This window comes from Dyella humicola, assembly GCF_026283945.1.
GTDB classification, from domain to species: Bacteria; Pseudomonadota; Gammaproteobacteria; order Xanthomonadales; family Rhodanobacteraceae; genus Dyella; species Dyella humicola.
On record NZ_JAPDPC010000001.1, the window covers coordinates 579,126 to 594,936 of the forward strand.

Sequence of the window (15,811 nt, forward strand, 5' to 3'; positions counted from 1 at the left end):
AACTGGACAAGCGCGAAGCGCGCAGAACTGCCGTAGGGCGCGTCCTCAATGGGGCGGGCGTTTCGACCGCCAGCTCGCACGCTCTTACTCCTTTTCCCCTTTGGGGAGAAGGTTGGGATGAGGGGCGGGTGCTTGCCTCAGCGCGACAACTGAGCGCTATCGCCAGGTTGCCGCTTACGCAGCGGGCGTTTCGATCGCCTGCCGGCGCTCGAGTCACTTTTCTTTTGCTGGCCCAAAAGAAAAGTAACCCAAAGAAAACGGCCTCAAGTGCTGGCAGCACTCCGTGGGACAGAAGCGCCGGAAGGCTTGCGCAAGCAAATAGCTGGTCGCCCACGGCGAGACACAGCGGCTACACCGCAACGCGCCAAGGCGGTGAAGACTTAAAGCAGGCTCGGCCTACGGTCGAGTCGTTTGCGGTATCCGAGTGCTCAGATGGCCACCACATTACCCGCGCTTTAAGCTCTCTCCGCCTCGGCGCGTTGCGGTGTAGCCGCGGTGTATAGGCCATGGGCCGCAACCAATTCGGCTGGCGACGCCCGTCAGGCTCGTATCTCGCGCCATGCTATGAGCTCTTCAGGCCACTACTTTGGGTTACTTTTCTTTTGGGCCAGCAAAAGAAAAGTGACCCGGACCGCGGCAGCGGTTCGGAACGCCCGCTGCGTAAGCGGCAACCTGGCGACACCGCTCGATTGTCGCGCCAAAGGCGAGCACCCGCCCCTCATCCCAGCCTTCTCCCCTCCGGGGAGAAGGAGTTAAGGGCGAAAAACCTCAGCGCGGATGCGCCCTCGCCACCATCAACCGGCGCTGCCGCGCTGGCGCCTGCAGCAACACGGGCAACCATGGCGAGAACGGTTGCGGCACGATGCCTAGCGCAGCGTAACCATCCACCTTGCCCACGGAATCCGTGCGTAGCGAACGGAAGTTGTCGAGCGAGAACGGCTTGCCGGGTAGCAGTTCGGCGAACTGCGCCTGCAATCTTCCCAGGCTGTCGGGCAACGCAATGATGCGAGTGTGCAGGCCGGCCGCATCGCGGATCTTGCGCACGATTTCTTCCAGCGTGAGCACTTCCGGTCCGTACAACTCGAAGCTGCGATCGAGGCCGAGCTTGTCGTCGGCCACGCAGCGGGCGAAAGCCTCGGCGACGTCGCCCACCCAGGTGGGGGCCATGCGCGACGATGCGCGTGCCAGCGGCAGCGCGGGCATCTGGCGTAGCAGTTTGGCGAAGCGGGTGACCAACCCATCGCCAACGCCAAACATCACGCTGGGTTGGTAGATGGTCCAGTCGAGCGATGAGTTGCGTACCTGGGTCTCGGCTTCACCCTTGGTCTTGAGGTATTGCGACAGGCCCTGGCCCGCCTTGAGCGCGCTCATATGGTGCAGGCGCGCTACGCCGGCAGACTGGCAGGCGGAAATCACTCGCTGGGTCAGGTCGACATGTGCGTGGCGGAAATCATGGTGGCGGCTCGTATTGAGGATGCCGACCAGATTGATCACGGCATCGGCGCCTTCCAGCTGCCGCCGCAAGGCATTGCCGTCGTAAATGTCGGTGCTGCGAACCTGCACGCCGGGCAATACGCTCATTTCGCGCCGCTGTTCCCGATTGCGCGAGAGCAGCAGGATGCGATGACCGTCGGCGGCCAGGCGAGGCAGCAGATGGCTGCCGACGAAGCCGGTGCCACCAAGTACCACCAGCCGCTGTTCTTTCGTGGTCACGTCCAACCTCCGCCTCAATGGGTATTGCTCGATGTCCGGGCCGGCGCTTCGTTGCTCGCACCGGTGGCGGGCGCGGTCGCCGTCCCAGCGTTGACTGGGGCGGGTGTCACGATCGCCGGGCAGGTCACCAGCTTACGCTGAGTTTGGCCGTCCGGAAGGCGATACGTCTGGCCAATCGGGGTCAGCCGCTCGCTCAGGGCGACGGCCTTGCCATGCTGGCGCCAGTCGTAGATCACGCTGAACGCCATGACGCGGGCGACATACTCGCGCGTTTCCTTGTAGGGGATGGTGGCGACGAACAGATCGGGCGCCAGCGTGCCGCGGGCGTCGAGCCATTGATCGACCTTGCCGGGACCGGCGTTATACGCGGCGCTTGCCAGCCATGGTGCGCCATTGAAACGTTGGGCCATTTGCGCGAGATAGCGCGTACCCAGCGTGATGTTGGTGGCGGGGTCGTACAGCGAGTCGTCCCCGGCCCAGTCGAGGCCATGGCGTTTGGCGACCAAGACGGCCGTGCTCGGCAGCAGTTGCATCAGGCCGCGCGCATCGGCACCGGAGTGCGCATCCGGCATCCAGGCGCTTTCCGCGCGCAGGATGGCGTACGCCCACGACGGATCGATACCGGCTTGCTCGGCCTGACGCACCAGTCCATCCTGGCTGACGAGCGGGAAGCGCTGCTCGTAGTAGCGCAGCAGGTCGCCATTGTTGAAGCCGAATACGGCGCGGTCGTACCAGCCGCGACGGTAGGCCAGATCGGTCGCCAGTTTCACGGTCTCCACATCGGCGCCGTTCAAGGCCTGGTCCCACTCGCGTCGGGCCAGGCGGGGCAAGTCGACGGCGAATAGCTCGAACGCGCGCAGCAGCCCTCGGTTGGCCAGTAGTGCCTGTTCGCGCTGCGGATCGCCGTTGAGTTGCGCCTGGCAGATCGCATAAGGAGCATCCAGGCGATCGGCGGCGAGGAAGCCGAAGAACGTCGGCTCCTGTGCCAGCAAGGCGAGTAGGCGTTGCGCCTCCGCGCTACGGCCGAGTTCATTCAGTGCGCGCGCGCGGAACCAGCGCCATTCGCCATCCTGCTGTTGCGTGGGTGGCATGGCATCGATGGCAGCGAGTACGGCGTTCCAATCCTGCAGCGCGAGCGCGGCGCGCACGCGCCACTCACGACTGATATCGGTCTGTACGGATGTGGGCAGGGCCGTCAGGCGCGCGATGGCGCTGGCGTCGAAGTCGGTGGCATGGAACAGGGCGATGGCGTACAGCACGCGATCGCGCTGGTCTGGGGCGAACGTGAAATGGCTCTGCAGTTTCTGCCAGCCGGCGTCTGCGGCGATGGATTGTTTCCGTGCGAGCCGCTCCAGCGCGAGCATGGCCGCCTGGCGATGGCGCGGGGTATCCGGCCATTGCGCCGCAGCGGTCGCGGCGCCGGCAGGATCGCGCAAGGCCATGGCGATGCGCTGGGCGGCATCGACGTCCTCGGCCGGCAACCATCCGGCGATCGCACTGATGGTGCCGCCCTGGTTCGCGTCGGCGGCGCGATCGATGCGTGCCCACACGCGTTCCGTCGTAAGCAGGCCCTGGTCGTGCGCGGCATTGAGCACCGGATCGCAGGCGCCGGGTAGTTTGGGCTTGGCCCACAGCGCGGAAATGTCGCGATCGAAATCGAGTCGTGTGCCTCTGGCCAGCTGCGCCTGCAGCGCATAGCAGGTAAGCGTGTCGTTGATGCCCGGCTGATAGAGCGCGAGATAGTTGTCCCAATCCAGGCGTCGCGCGAGTTCGAGCAGAAAGTCGCGGCGCAGGTCGCTGGCAGGAATCAGACCGGGATTGCGCTTGAGAAAGTCCTCGACCCGTGCGCGATCGACCTGCCTGATGTCGTGCGTGAGCGCAGCGGCTTCCAGGTAGGGGTAGAGCGGATAGTCTTGCAGTTCGCTCGCCAGGCTGCGCCAGCCGTCGCCACCTTGCTGCGCGACGATATAGGCCTGCCTGAAGGCGGCGCGCTGAGCATCGGTGGAGTCAGCTGCGATGGCGGTGCTGGCCATCAGCAGACCAGCCATCACCATGGGCAGGCGCCGGGCGAAGCACCGCAGAGCTGCGCTGAGGGACATGAAAACTCCTTTTGCTGATCTTATGCCGAGCTTGGCGCAGTGTACTTCGCGATTTTTCACGGGCACGGCGCGCTGGGTTGGCCGGGGAGGATGGCCAATGGCCGCTGAGCGTGACGTGAAACACGACCGCCGTGGGGAGGCGGCGGATCCGCGCAGGCCTTAGCGGCCAAGGCAGGCGCAGAGCATGCCGGCGGGAGTCGCCTGTTAGAATGCTGCGCCCACGAGGCGCCGTGTTCGGCCCATCTACAGGAAGCGCATGTCGTCATCGCCCTCGCCGTCGTCCCGCATAGCACCGCTTGCGTGGCTGGTCCTCGTTGTCGCCGCGTTGTCCGGCGCACTCTGGTGGTGGATGATCGGCCGGCCGGTGTCCTTGCCCGAGGCGCCGACCTTGCGCATCGCCTGTGTATCGTATGCGCCGTTCCGCAAGCAGGGCGAGACGCCGCTCGATCTCCACGCCTATGTCAGTCCCGAACAGATCGATGCCGACCTGCGGGCGTTGTCGCAGCGCTTCGATTGCGTGCGCACTTACTCGCAGGGCTTTGGCCTCAACGCCGTGCCCGAAATTGCCGAGCGCTATGGCATGAAGGTGCTGATGGGCATCTGGCTGGGCCGCGACCTGGCCTCGAACGAGCGCGAAGTGAGCATGGGCATCGCCACCGCGAAGGCGCATCCCGGCGTATTGCGTGGCGTGATCGTCGGCAACGAGGTGCTGCTGCGTGGCGAGCTGACGTCGACGGCGCTGGCGGGCTATGTGAATCGGGTACGCGAAGGCATCCATGACACCCACGTGCCCGTGACCTATGCCGATGTGTGGGAGTTCTGGCTGCACTATCCGCAGATGGCGGATGCGGTGGACTACATCACCATCCATATCCTGCCGTATTGGGAAGACCAGCCGGTCGAGCCGAAAGACGCGCTGGCGCATGTCGCCGAGGTATACGCGCGGATGAAGGACCGCTTTCCGGGCCGCTCCGTGATGATCGGCGAGACCGGCTGGCCCAGTCAGGGCAAGCAGCGCCGGGGCGCTGCCGCCAGCCTGGTCAACGAGGCGCGCTATATGCGCGAATTCCTCCGCTACGCCGGCACGGTGGACATGCCATACAACGTCATCGAAGCGTTCGATCAGCCGTGGAAGCGCGAGCAGGAAGGCACGGTCGGCGGCTACTGGGGCATCTTCGATGCGCAGGCGCGCCCCAAATTTCCGATGCAGGGCCCGGTGGTCGAAGAGCCACGTTGGTATCTGGGCTTAGCGGCCGGTGGCGTGAGTCTGGTGCTGTTCCTGCTGGCCGGGCTATGGCGTCGCCACTGGCATGGGGCCAAGGGCTGGCTGGCGCTGGCGGTCGCCGGTTTTGCCAGCGGCACCGCCATGGCATGGCAATTCCGGCAGATCTGGTTCGCCGCCAGCAGTACCGTGGACTGGGCGTTTTCCCTGCTGATGTGCGTACTGGCGTTGGTTACCGCGATCGGGCTGGCGCGCTGGGTCGCTGCGCGGCTGGCGGGCGAGATGCCGCCCAGTGCGCCGCATCGCCGGCTGCGCTTCGCCTGGATGTTCGGCCTGACCTTCTACGGCCTGCTGCTGGTATTCGATGGCCGCTACCGCGACTTCCCGCTGGGCCTGTTCTGGCCGCCGGCGCTGGGCTATCTGCTGGCCGCGCTGCTGGAATCCGGGCGCAACGTTATCGTGCCGGCGGTGGAAGAGCGCTTCCTGTCCTGCGCGCTGCCGCTGCTGGCGGCTGGTGTGGTGGCGCAGGACGTCGGGCTCAATCCCGCTACCTGGCTATGGTTGGGCTTGAACCTGGCGTTCGCCGCCGCGGTATGGATCGAGTGGCGTCGTAGCGGTCGACTGCAAGCGCACCAGGCGTAGGGAGCCGATCAACAAGGCCAGTGCGCCCGGTACAAAGCAATACAGCACCAACGCGAACAAGCCCGTCGCGGCAGCAAGCCATGCGGCGATGGGCCGATTCCACACGAGCGCGAGCACGGCGGCAGCCATAGCCACCCAACCGTAGATGCCGATCGGCCAGTTGAAGATATTGCCGGTGATGAAACCCATCACGGTCCAGTGCCGCACATCGCAGGTGAGCGCATTGCTGCTTTCGCACAGGCGTGCGACTTCGGTCGATTCGACCAGCCCATAGCGCAGCGCGGCGGCGACGCCGCCCGCGGCCAGCACTAGCAACCAGGGCAATACAAGGCTTAGCGTTCGCTTCATCGGCGGAGTCTATGGGTACGTGGGGCGATGTTACCGGGCAAGCGGATTTCGGCCGCCAGCGGGAGGTGGTCGGAGAACGCTTGCGGTAGCACCCAGACCTTGTCGAGCTGGATCGCCTCGGAAGTGAGGATATGGTCGAGTGCCCGGCTTGGCTTCCAACTGGGGAACGTGGCCGGGGCATGCGGCGGGCGTACCAGGCCACACTTGGCAAACAGATGCTTCATCTCGGCACTGCGCACGTCGGTGTTGAGATCGCCCATCAGCACGGCGTGTGGATAGTCCTGCAGCACCTCGGCGATAAAGGCGAGCTGCTTGGCTCGGGCCGGTGCGCTCAGTGAGAGGTGGGCGATCATCACCGCCAGCGCATCCGGGCCTTCGCCAAAACGGGCCAACAGGGCGCCGCGGCCGGGGATGCGGCTGGGCAGCGGATAGTCCAGCACGCTGGTCGGTTCGAGCCGGCTGATCAGGCCATTGGCCGAATGCGCCAGGCGCGCCATCGGCCGGTTCGGCTGGTGGCTCCAGAACGGCATGCCGGCTGCTTCGGCCAGGTAGCGGGTCTGGTTGAGGAAGCCTGAGCGCAAGCTGCCGGCATCGGCTTCCTGCAGGCCGATCACGTCGAATTGGGGCAGCACCTCGGCCAGGCGATCGAGATTGTCCAGTTTGCTGCGACCGGGCAGCACGGCCGTGATGCTGCGCGTGACGTATTCGCTGTAGCGCTGCACGCTGGCGCCGGCCAGGATGTTGCAACTCAGCAGCCGCAGGCGGCGCTCCGGGACTGCTGGGGGAGTGGATGGGGCGCGATTCATCGGGACAGGGTCGTCGCAGAGGGTGACAACCACCATCGTGGCGTTGTCAGGCGCGCAATCATGCCCGTTTGGTTGTGAACAGGGGGCAAGCTGCCACAGCTCGCCCCCTCTGGACTTACTTACCGCCGGCCAGCTCGCGCTTGGCGAGCCACTGGGTCAGCGCCGACAGTTCATCCAGGCTATGGATGTTGGCGGTGCGGTACTTGCCGTCGACCACGATGGTCGGCGTACCGTCCACCTGCCACTGCTGCACCAGTTGGGCGTCCTTGCGGATTTGTGCCGTGACCTCGTCGGAGCTGGCGATACGCATGAAGTCGTCGCGCTTCACACCGTGGCTGGCGTAGAAGTCCGCCAGTTCGTCCAGGGTAGAGAGTGGGTAGTGCTCGCCGAACTTGGCCTGGAATAGTGCCAGGTGGGTCTGGTCCAGCACGCCCAGTTGCTTGGCGGCGTAGAACGCGCGGGCGTAGGGCAGCCACTCATCGTTGAACACGGCGGGCATCAGCTTGAACACCACGCCCGGCGGCAGCTGTTTGCGCATCTGGTCGGCCAGCGGGGCGAAATGGGCGCAATGGATGCAGCCGTAAGAGAACACCTCGACCACTTCTACCTTGCCCTCGTTGCTATAGCGGTGGGCGGGGGCGGCCAGGGAGATGTACTCGCTGCCGTCGGTGTACGGGGCGGGGCCGGAGCTGGTGGCCGTGCAGGCACTGGCGAGCAACAGGCCAGCGAGCAGGCCGGCGGCGCGTAGACGGGCAAAACGCTTGAACATGGAGCTCTCTCTTGGCAAAGGCTGTGGGAGTGTCTTCTCGGGAGGTGGCTTACTTGCCGGCCACTTCCTTGGACACCAGCCACTTCACCAGTTCAATCACCTGCTCGTCGCCGCCAGCGGTGCCGCGGTCCAGGCGGTACTTGCCGTCGACGACGATGGTGGGCGTGCCTTCCACGCCATACGCCTTCACCAGTTCATCGGAGCGCTTGACCTTGGTGTTGATGGTGAACGAGTTGGCCACCGCCATGAACTCCTTCGGATCGGCGCCGAACTTGGCGTAAACCTTGGCGGCATCGTCGAGGGTGGGCAGGGCCGACGCCGGCTTGAGGCCACGGCCGCTCGGGGCCATGGCGCTCAGCTCGTTGGTCTTCCACACGGCGTCGTACATGGCGTCATTGGCCTTGTCGGCCACGCCCAGCGCCTGCGCGGTGAGAAACGCGCGCTGCAGCATCGGCCAGTTCTCCTGCGGCATGAACGAGGCCGGCAGGTAAGCCATCACGGCGTCGGCGGGCAGCTCTGCCGCCAGCTTGTTCATGGTCGGGTGGAACTGGTTGCAGGCCGGGCACCCGTAGGAGAACACCTCGACCACTTCGATTTTGTCGGTCGTGGTGAGCTTGGGCTGGGCCGGTTCGATGCGGGTGTAGTTCTTGCCCTCCACCCACTTGCCGTCGTCGACGAACGGCGCGGCGGCAGGAGCCGCCGGTGCGGGCGCTGGCGCCTGGGCGGTGGTGCTGGCGGCAGCCGGTGCAGCCGTGCCGGTGGTGGCTGGCGCAGCGGCGGTCGCGGCGGCCGGCGGCTGTGCGGCGGGCGCCGTGGCAGCAGGTGCGGGCTGCGATGCCGTGCCGGCGCTGTCGTTATTGTTGCTGCACGCGGCGAGCGCGAGCAGGGCGATACACAGGAACGACAGACGCTTCAGCATGGTGGTCCTCAGTACAAACAAAGGCAGTGGCTCGGAACGAACACGCCGGTCAGAGGCCGGCGTGTCAGCAATCACTTGGCGGCAGCGGCGCCCGAAGCGCCAGCGCCTTCGGCGGCGTGGAGGCCTTCGACATAACTAGCCAGGGCGGCCATGTCCTTGGCGTCCAGCTTCTTGGCAATGCCAGGCATGATCTGGGCGTGGGCGTCATTGCCCCAGGAGGTGCCGTCGTGCCAGGCCTTGAGCGTCGCTTCGATGTACTGGGCGTGCTGGCTGGTCAGCTGCGGATACATGGCACCCGGGTTACCGCGGCCATCGATGCTGTGACAGGCCATGCAGGCCGGGATGCCACGGGCGACGTCACCTTCGCGGTAGAGCTTCTGGCCCTGTTCGACCAGCGCCTGGTCGGCAACGCCCGGTAGCGAACTCTTGCTGGCGAAGAAGGCGCCGACGTCACGCATGTCCTGCTCGGAAAGCGGCGTGGCCATGCCCAGCATGATCGGGTTCTGGCGCGCACCGCCCTTGAAGTTGGTGAGCTGGCGAACGATGTACGACTCGTGCTGGCCAGCGAGCTTCGGATACTGAGGATCGCTGGAGTTGCCATCCATGCCATGGCAGGCACCACACACGGCGGCCTTGCCGGCACCGGCGGTGGCGTCACCCGGCTTGAGGGTGGCAGTGGCTTCAGCCGCTGGCGCGGCGGCTGCGGCGGGCTGGGCCGCCGTGGCAGCGGCGGCCGGAACTTTGGCTTCCTGGGCGAAAACCACGCTGGAAGACAGCGTGAAGGCGAGGGCTACGGCATATCCAACAATAGCGGGCCGATAACCGGCGGGCCGAAAACTCATACACTTGTCTCCAGAAAAACTGCTAGGGCTGTACGGTACGCGCAAACCGCACGCCCGCAACTGGCAGAAACCTCGGAATTATCTCCGTGCCATCTTAGCCGGTCAAACCATTGTCTATATCAAATCCATTGCAGGGTGCCCAGTTCGTACTGGCCGCTCACCGAATCTCTCAACTCCCCGCCGACCACGGTGGCGAGGTGGCCTTTGCCGGCCGTTCCAACGCCGGCAAGTCCAGCGCCTTGAACGCGCTGACGGGGCACCGCGGGCTGGCCCGCACCTCCAAGACGCCAGGCCGCACCCAGCAGATGGTGGCGTTCTCGCTGCCGCCGCTGGAGCAGGGCGAAGGACAGCCGCCGCTGCAGGTGCGACTGATCGACCTGCCCGGCTATGGCTACGCGAAAGTGCCGCCCGAGCTACGCGACCACTGGAAACAGGAGATCGACGCCTATTTGCATCAGCGGCAGAGCCTGCGTGGCATCGTGCTGATCGCCGACATCCGCCATCCACTAAAGGAATTCGACCGGATGATGCTGGAGTTCTGCTTCGCCACGCATCTGCCCTGCCATGTGTTGCTGACCAAGGCCGACAAGCTTTCGCGTGGCCCGGCGGCGCAGGCGCTGGCGAGCTTGCGCAAGGATCTGGCCGCATCGGGGACGCAGGCGACAGCGCAGGTGTTTTCTTCTTCGGCGCCGACGGGGGTCGATGAGGCGCGCGCGACGGTGATGACGCTGCTGGGCACGCCGCGCGAGTGAGTCTGGGGGGAGTCGGGCGCCAAGGTCAGCCACCTGAGGTAAGCCTGTGTGGGGCGGCAGGTCATCTGTCGCCAACGGCACGATTGCCTCAGTGGTCGAACGATGCGCCCCCGCTACCCATCCCGCGTTACCCCACGCTCTTCATAAACACCTTGCACAGCGCCTCCATGCCGGCACGGTCTTCATCGTCGAAGCGTGCGATGGCGGGGCTGTCCACGTCCCACACGCCGAACAGGCTGCCGTCCGCGCGCACCAGCGGCACGACGATTTCGGACTGCGAGGCGGCATCGCAGGCGATATGGCCGTCGAATGCATTGACGTCACGCACCACCTGGGTCGTGCGCGTCTGCGCCGCTGTGCCACATACGCCGCGCCCCAGCGCAATGCGGATGCATGCTGGCTTGCCCTGGAACGGACCGACGACCAGCTCGGTGCCGTCGTAGAGGTAGAACCCGCTCCAGTTCAGCTCGGACAAGCTGTGATAGACCAGTGCGGCAAAGTTCGCGGCATTGGCGATCGTGTCCGGCTCACCCTCGAGCAGGCCGCGCGCCTGGCTGCACAGATCCTCGTAGTGCTCTCGCTTGCTGGCATAAGCCTGCGTCTTCACTTCGTACATGGGCATCGGCCTCGGCGATAAAGCCCGTATTATGCGCCGGCGTGGTTTGGCCGGCGTCATGTGCCTGGGTGCCGGCCGGACCGATACCGTTTTCTCGACACCAACAGGGTGGTGTGAGCATGTCGACGTTCTTTATCGCCGGTACCGATACCGGCGTGGGCAAGACTCATGCGACGTGCGCGTTGCTGCATGCCTTGCGTGCGAGAGACCTCACCGCCTGTGGCATGAAGCCCGTCGCCAGCGGGTGCTTCGAGACGGCCGAAGGCCTGCGCAACGACGATGCGCTGGCGTTGCAAGCAGCCAGCAGCGCGCCTATGCCTTACGAATGGGTGAATCCCCTGGCCTTGCGCGAGCCCTTGTCGCCCCATCTGGCGGCAGCGCATGAGGGTGTGGAAATCGGCCTCGCCCCGTTGCGCGACGCGTTCGAGCGGCTGCGTGCGGTTCACGACGCCGTGCTGGTCGAGGGTGTTGGCGGCTGGCTGGTGCCGCTATCGCGGGGCTTGATGGCGTCGGACATCGCGCGGCAATGGCAACTGCCGGTGATCCTGGTGGTCGGGCTGCGGCTGGGTTGCCTCAATCACGCTCTGCTCAGCGCCCGCGCCATCGCCACGGACGGTTGCCGGCTGGTGGGCTGGATCGGCAATCGCATTGACCCGGACATGGCCGCCGTGGACGAGAACATCGCCACGCTGCGCCAACTGCTGCCCGCGCCGTGCCTCGGTGTCTTGCCGCATGGTGCGGCGCCGCAGGCGGCAGCAGCAGGGCTCGATCTCACGCTGATCTTGGAATGAACTTCACGCGGCACATGCTTGCATACACAGGTGATCACGCAGGAGGCAGCCGACATGGCGATACGCAGTCATTACTACCTTTCGATTGCCGATCTGGCCCACGCGCGCGGTCCGGTACCGTCGCTGAGCTACGACGGCGCCGGACCTGACGATTTTGCCGCTGCGCTGCGTGAGGCGGTGCGCACCACCGGACTTTTCGAGCGCTGGCGCGCCCTGCAGGATGACCCGGACGAAGTCGATCCGGCGCTCGCCGCCATCGATCCTGCGGCGCAAGTCAGCGCCCGCGTGAGCGACTTGCGCATCGATGTGGATCTGGTCACCGATCTGCCGATGAGCATCGTGCGGCATCGCCTGAACTTACTGATCGGGCCGAACTGGCAGCTGCGCGACATGCGGGCAGCGTGACCTGACTTGCTGCCCTGACTTCCTGCCCTTGGAAGTTGGGGCAGGGTGTGGTTAGAGTCAAAGTTTGTCGTTCACTGCGTCCGAAGCCAAGGGCGCACTACTTGGGGATACCCGATGCTCCGCCTTCGTACACTTGTGATTGCCACTTCCCTTGCGCTCGGCGCCTGCTCGCAGCAGTCGAACGAGCCGGCCAAGTCGGCCGAACAGCCCGCTGTGGCCAGCACGGCTCCGGCCAAGGCCGCCAGCGCCGCGGCGCCGGGCGCCGAGTTCAGCGCTGCCAATCCCTTCTACGCCGCGAGCACGCTGCCGTTCCAGGCGCCGCCGTTCGACAAGATCAAGGACGGCGACTACCAGCCGGCCTTCGAGGAAGGCATGAAGCAGCACCTGGTCGAGATCGCCAAGATCGCCGACAACCCGGAGCCGCCGACCTTCGAGAACACCTTTGTGGCGATGGAGAAGTCCGGCGCGCTGCTGTTCCGCACCATGCGCGCGTTCGACGCGGTGAGTGGCGCGAACACCAACGAGACGCTGCAAAAGGTGCAGGAGGCGATGGCGCCCGAGTTTGCCGCGCATCAGGACGCTATCGTGATGAACGACAAGCTGTTCGCGCGCATCGAGACGATCTACAACAATCGCGATACGCTCCAGCTCGATCCGGAATCCAAGCGACTGGTCGAGGTGCTCTACAAGAACTTCGTGCACGGCGGTGCCAAGCTGTCCGCGGACGACAAGGCCAAGTTGAAGGAACTCAACAAGGAAGAGTCGACCCTCAGCACCCAGTTCACCAACAAGCTGCTCGCCGCCTCTAAGGCCGGCGCGCTGGTGGTGGACGACAAGAGCAAGCTCGACGGCCTATCCGATGGCGACCTCGCGGCTGCCGCCCAGGCTGCCCAGGGTCGCAAGCTCGACGGCAAGTGGGTGATTCCGCTGCAGAACACCACGCAGCAGCCGGCGTTGCAGAACCTCAACAATCGCGATACGCGCGAGGCGCTGTTCAAGGCCTCCTGGAACCGTGCTGAGAAGGGTGACGCCAATGACACCCGCGAGCTGGTTTCGCGCATCGCGCAGATCCGGGCGGAGCAGGCCAAGTTGCTCGGCTACCCCAACTACGCTGCGTGGAAGCTCGAAGACCAGATGGCCAAGACGCCGGATGCGGCGCTCAAGTTCATGAACAATCTGGCGCCGGCGGCCACCGCGCGTGCCGAGCGCGAGGCCAAGGACATCCAGGCCGTGATCGACCAGCAGAAGGGTGGCTTCAAGGTCGAGGCATGGGACTGGAACCACTACGCCGAACAGGTGCGCAAGGCCAAGTACGACCTCGACGAGTCGCAGATCAAGCCGTATTTCGAGCTGGACAACGTGCTGCAGAATGGCGTGTTCTTCGCCGCCAACCAGCTGTACGGCCTGACCTTCAAGGAGCGCAAGGACATCCCGGTGTGGCAGCCCGATGTGCGCGTGTTCGAAGTGTTCGACAAGGACGGCACCTCGATGGCGCTGTTTTATTGCGACTACTTCAAGCGCGACAACAAGCAGGGCGGCGCCTGGATGAGCAACCTGGTCGACCAGTCCAAGCTGCTGGGCACCAAGCCGGTGATCTTCAACGTGGCCAACTTCACCAAGCCGGCTCCGGGCGAGCCGGCCCTGCTGTCGTTCGACGACGTCATCACCATGTTCCACGAGTTCGGCCACGGCCTGCACGGCATCTTCGCCAACTCGCAGTACCCGACCCTTTCGGGCACATCGACGGCCCGCGACTTCGTGGAATTCCCCTCGCAGTTCAACGAGCACTGGGCGACCGACCCGAAGATCTTTGCCAACTTCGCGAAGAACTATAAGACCGGCGAGCCTATGCCACAGGCGCTGGTGGACAAGATCAAGAAGGCCTCCACCTTCAACAAGGGCTACGACATGACCGAACTGGTCGGCGCGGCCCTGCTCGACATGAGCTGGCATAGCCTCGGTGCGGATGAGCCGAAGCAGGATCCGAACAAGTTCGAAATGGATGCGCTGACCAAGGCCAAGATCAACCTTAGCTACGTGCCGCCGCGCTATCGCTCAAGCTACTTCAATCACATCTGGGGTGGCGGCTACGCCGCCGGTTACTACGCTTACCTGTGGACCGAAATGCTGTCGGACGATGCCTTTCAGTGGTTCAAGGAACACGGTGGTCTGACCCGCGAGAACGGTGATCGCTTCCGCGCCATGATCCTGTCCCAGGGCAATACGGTCGAACTGGGTCAGCTGTATCGCGACTGGCGCGGCAAGGACCCGAGCGTCGAGCCGATGCTGATCAACCGTGGTTTGAAGGAAGCGCCGACGAAGAAGTAATTCTTCAGTGAGTCGAAGTAGAAAAGGCCGGCACTGCCGGCCTTTTTTATGGCCGTCCCTATCCGTGGGGAGGCAGGGGCCCGGCATCGAATGGGCCCCGCGTCATGGCAGGGCCCACCCTTCGGCTTGCCGGTGAAGCTGGCAACTCAATACGCGAACTCGCGGAACGCCGGGTCGACACTACCGTTCCAGGCACCGTTGAACAGCTCCAGCTTGCGCTCGGCCGGGGTCTGGTTCGCCTCGACGATCTCGATCATCGGCTCTAGGAAGATGCTTTCGTCGGCGCCATGCTTGTTGAGGCGTGCGCGGCGCTTGAGGCCGTGCGAGGCGATCTTGAGCGTTTCCGCCGCCAGGTCGCGCACGCTGTGCTTGCGGAACGGCAGTTTGAGCGCCTGCTTCGGCACGCCGTCGCGCAAGGCGTGGCGCTCCTCGCGGCTGAAATCCTTGACCAGGTCCCACGCGGCACTCAGGGCGTCGTCGTCATAAAGCAGGCCCACCCACAAGGCTGGCAGTGCGCACAGTCGATTCCACGGACCGCCGTCAGCCCCTCGCATTTCGAGGTACTGCTTGAGGCGCACTTCCGGAAAAGCCGTGGTGAGATGGTCGGCCCAGTCCTTCATGGTGGCGTGCACGCCCGGCAACACCGGCAGTTCGCCCGCCATGAAGCGCTTGAAGTCCTGGCCGGAAAGGTCGACGTAGTGGCCGTTCTGATAGCTGAAGTACATCGGCACATTGAGCATGTAGTCGACGTAGCGCTCGTAGCCGAAGCTGTCATCGAACACGAAGTCGAGCATGCCGGTGCGATTCGGGTCGGTGTCTTCCCACACGTGCGAGCGATACGACAGGTAGCCGTTTGGACGGCCATCCGTGAACGGTGAATCCGCGAACAGCGCGGTGGCGATGGGTTGCAGTGCGAGGCTGGTGCGGAACTTGCGCACCATGTCGGCCTCGCTGGAGAAATCCAGGTTGACCTGCACGGTGCACGTGCGCTTCATCATGTCCAGGCCGAGGTTGCCGACCTTGGGCATGTACTCGCGCATGATCTTGTAGCGGCCCTTGGGCATCCATGGCATCTCGTCGCGGCGCCACTTCGGCTGGAAACCCATGCCGAGGAAGCCGATGCCGAGGTCGTCTGCAATGGAGCGCACTTCGGCCAGATGCGAATTGACCTCGCAGCAGGTCTGGTGGATGGTTTCCAGCGGTGCCCCGGAAAGCTCCAGCTGGCCAGCGGGCTCCAGCGTGATGGAGGCCTTGTCGCGCGACAGCGCCACCGGGTTGTCCCCTTCGCGCGCGACATCCCAGCCGTAGCGCGTGGCCAGGGTTTCCAGCAGCAGGCGGATGCCGCGATCGCCGTCGAAGGTGGGGGGGCGCAGGCTGTCGGTCAGGAAGCCGAACTTTTCGTGCTCGGTGCCGATGCGCCAGGCATCGCGTGGTTTTTCCCCCGCAGCCAGGTAATCAGTCAGCTGCTGGCGGTTGCCGATGGGCGTGCTCTTGACGGCACTGGGTATGGACACGGGGAACTCCTGTAGAGGCTGCCCTCACTTTGGGGGTGCCGGAGC

Annotated in this window: 14 protein-coding genes; 5 read left to right on the plus strand and 9 right to left on the minus strand. The window is 65.0% G+C overall.

Translation table 11 applies throughout. The annotated features are described in order from the left end of the window. Positions 1-768 precede the first annotated feature (768 nt). Together OUZ30_RS02420 and OUZ30_RS02425 are read right to left on the minus strand one after the other, a co-directional pair. Positions 769-1,713: a complex I NDUFA9 subunit family protein gene (locus OUZ30_RS02420; protein ID WP_266180575.1), complete on the minus strand. Its 945-nt coding sequence runs from the start codon at positions 1,711-1,713 to the stop codon at positions 769-771. A 14-nt stretch (positions 1,714-1,727) separates the two neighbouring features. Beyond that, positions 1,728-3,812 (minus strand): transglycosylase SLT domain-containing protein, encoded by a 2,085-nt coding sequence (locus OUZ30_RS02425; protein ID WP_266180576.1) that lies wholly within the window; start codon positions 3,810-3,812, stop codon positions 1,728-1,730. Positions 3,813-4,068: 256 nt separating this feature from the next. On the opposite strand from OUZ30_RS02425, the gene OUZ30_RS02430 reads away from it, so the two are divergent. Next, the gene (locus tag OUZ30_RS02430; protein ID WP_266180577.1) at positions 4,069-5,676 is read left to right on the plus strand and encodes a glycoside hydrolase family 17 protein; all 1,608 of its coding nucleotides are present in this window, start codon (positions 4,069-4,071) and stop codon (positions 5,674-5,676) included. Here the strand turns inward: OUZ30_RS02430 and OUZ30_RS02435 are convergent. The 5 genes from OUZ30_RS02435 to OUZ30_RS02455 form a co-directional block, all read right to left on the minus strand. After that, positions 5,590-6,024, minus strand: coding sequence for a hypothetical protein (locus OUZ30_RS02435; RefSeq protein ID WP_266180578.1), 435 nt, complete (start codon positions 6,022-6,024; stop codon positions 5,590-5,592). The genes OUZ30_RS02430 and OUZ30_RS02435 overlap by 87 nt on opposite strands. Further along, positions 6,021-6,830 (minus strand): endonuclease/exonuclease/phosphatase family protein, encoded by an 810-nt coding sequence (locus OUZ30_RS02440; protein ID WP_266180579.1) that lies wholly within the window; start codon positions 6,828-6,830, stop codon positions 6,021-6,023. The genes OUZ30_RS02435 and OUZ30_RS02440 overlap by 4 nt, the downstream gene beginning before the upstream one ends. Before the next feature lie 115 nt (positions 6,831-6,945). Continuing rightward, positions 6,946-7,599, minus strand: coding sequence for a thiol:disulfide interchange protein DsbA/DsbL (locus tag OUZ30_RS02445; RefSeq protein WP_266180580.1), 654 nt, complete (start codon positions 7,597-7,599; stop codon positions 6,946-6,948). Positions 7,600-7,648: 49 nt separating this feature from the next. Further along, entirely contained in the window at positions 7,649-8,518 is an 870-nt protein-coding gene (locus tag OUZ30_RS02450; protein ID WP_266180581.1) for a thiol:disulfide interchange protein DsbA/DsbL, read from the minus strand. Between the two features lie 71 nt (positions 8,519-8,589). After that, positions 8,590-9,360: a c-type cytochrome gene (locus tag OUZ30_RS02455; RefSeq protein ID WP_266180582.1), complete on the minus strand. Its 771-nt coding sequence runs from the start codon at positions 9,358-9,360 to the stop codon at positions 8,590-8,592. 116 nt (positions 9,361-9,476) lie between these two features. On the opposite strand from OUZ30_RS02455, the gene yihA reads away from it, so the two are divergent. Then, the gene (gene yihA, locus OUZ30_RS02460; protein WP_266183079.1) at positions 9,477-10,112 is read left to right on the plus strand and encodes a ribosome biogenesis GTP-binding protein YihA/YsxC; all 636 of its coding nucleotides are present in this window, start codon (positions 9,477-9,479) and stop codon (positions 10,110-10,112) included. A gap of 127 nt (positions 10,113-10,239) precedes the next feature. On the opposite strand, the gene OUZ30_RS02465 is transcribed toward yihA, so the two are convergent. Then, complete coding sequence (locus OUZ30_RS02465) at positions 10,240-10,728, minus strand: GAF domain-containing protein (protein WP_266180583.1); 489 nt, start codon at positions 10,726-10,728, stop codon at positions 10,240-10,242. Positions 10,729-10,847: 119 nt separating this feature from the next. Here OUZ30_RS02465 and bioD point away from each other — a divergent pair, with 119 nt between their 5' ends. The 3 genes from bioD (at position 10,848) to dcp (ending at position 14,252) form a co-directional block, all read left to right on the plus strand. After that, positions 10,848-11,519 (plus strand): dethiobiotin synthase, encoded by a 672-nt coding sequence (gene bioD, locus OUZ30_RS02470; RefSeq protein WP_266180585.1) that lies wholly within the window; start codon positions 10,848-10,850, stop codon positions 11,517-11,519. Positions 11,520-11,573: 54 nt separating this feature from the next. Continuing rightward, positions 11,574-11,924 carry a hypothetical protein gene (locus OUZ30_RS02475; RefSeq protein ID WP_266180586.1) on the plus strand — a complete coding sequence of 117 codons (351 nt, stop codon included), beginning with the start codon at positions 11,574-11,576 and terminating at the stop codon, positions 11,922-11,924. A 114-nt stretch (positions 11,925-12,038) separates the two neighbouring features. Then, positions 12,039-14,252 (plus strand): peptidyl-dipeptidase Dcp, encoded by a 2,214-nt coding sequence (dcp, locus tag OUZ30_RS02480; RefSeq protein ID WP_266180587.1) that lies wholly within the window; start codon positions 12,039-12,041, stop codon positions 14,250-14,252. A gap of 146 nt (positions 14,253-14,398) precedes the next feature. Here the strand turns inward: dcp and OUZ30_RS02485 are convergent, their stop codons facing one another. Beyond that, a complete protein-coding gene (locus tag OUZ30_RS02485) occupies positions 14,399-15,766 on the minus strand; it encodes a glutamate--cysteine ligase (RefSeq protein ID WP_266180588.1) in 1,368 nt (455 codons plus the stop codon). Positions 15,767-15,811 lie beyond the last annotated feature (45 nt).

Bases quoted from the DNA above. Each gene is read 5' to 3' on its own strand.
- OUZ30_RS02425 (WP_266180576.1), bottom strand. From the start codon at position 3,812: ATGTCCCTCAGCGCAGCTCTGCGGTGCTTCGCCCGGCGCCTGCCCATG.
- OUZ30_RS02430 (WP_266180577.1), top strand. From the start codon at position 4,069: ATGTCGTCATCGCCCTCGCCGTCGTCCCGCATAGCACCGCTTGCGTGG.
- OUZ30_RS02435 (WP_266180578.1), bottom strand. From the start codon at position 6,024: ATGAAGCGAACGCTAAGCCTTGTATTGCCCTGGTTGCTAGTGCTGGCC.
- OUZ30_RS02440 (WP_266180579.1), bottom strand. From the start codon at position 6,830: ATGAATCGCGCCCCATCCACTCCCCCAGCAGTCCCGGAGCGCCGCCTG.
- OUZ30_RS02445 (WP_266180580.1), bottom strand. From the start codon at position 7,599: ATGTTCAAGCGTTTTGCCCGTCTACGCGCCGCCGGCCTGCTCGCTGGC.
- OUZ30_RS02450 (WP_266180581.1), bottom strand. From the start codon at position 8,518: ATGCTGAAGCGTCTGTCGTTCCTGTGTATCGCCCTGCTCGCGCTCGCC.
- OUZ30_RS02455 (WP_266180582.1), bottom strand. From the start codon at position 9,360: ATGAGTTTTCGGCCCGCCGGTTATCGGCCCGCTATTGTTGGATATGCC.
- OUZ30_RS02465 (WP_266180583.1), bottom strand. From the start codon at position 10,728: ATGTACGAAGTGAAGACGCAGGCTTATGCCAGCAAGCGAGAGCACTAC.
- bioD (WP_266180585.1), top strand. From the start codon at position 10,848: ATGTCGACGTTCTTTATCGCCGGTACCGATACCGGCGTGGGCAAGACT.
- OUZ30_RS02475 (WP_266180586.1), top strand. From the start codon at position 11,574: ATGGCGATACGCAGTCATTACTACCTTTCGATTGCCGATCTGGCCCAC.
- dcp (WP_266180587.1), top strand. From the start codon at position 12,039: ATGCTCCGCCTTCGTACACTTGTGATTGCCACTTCCCTTGCGCTCGGC.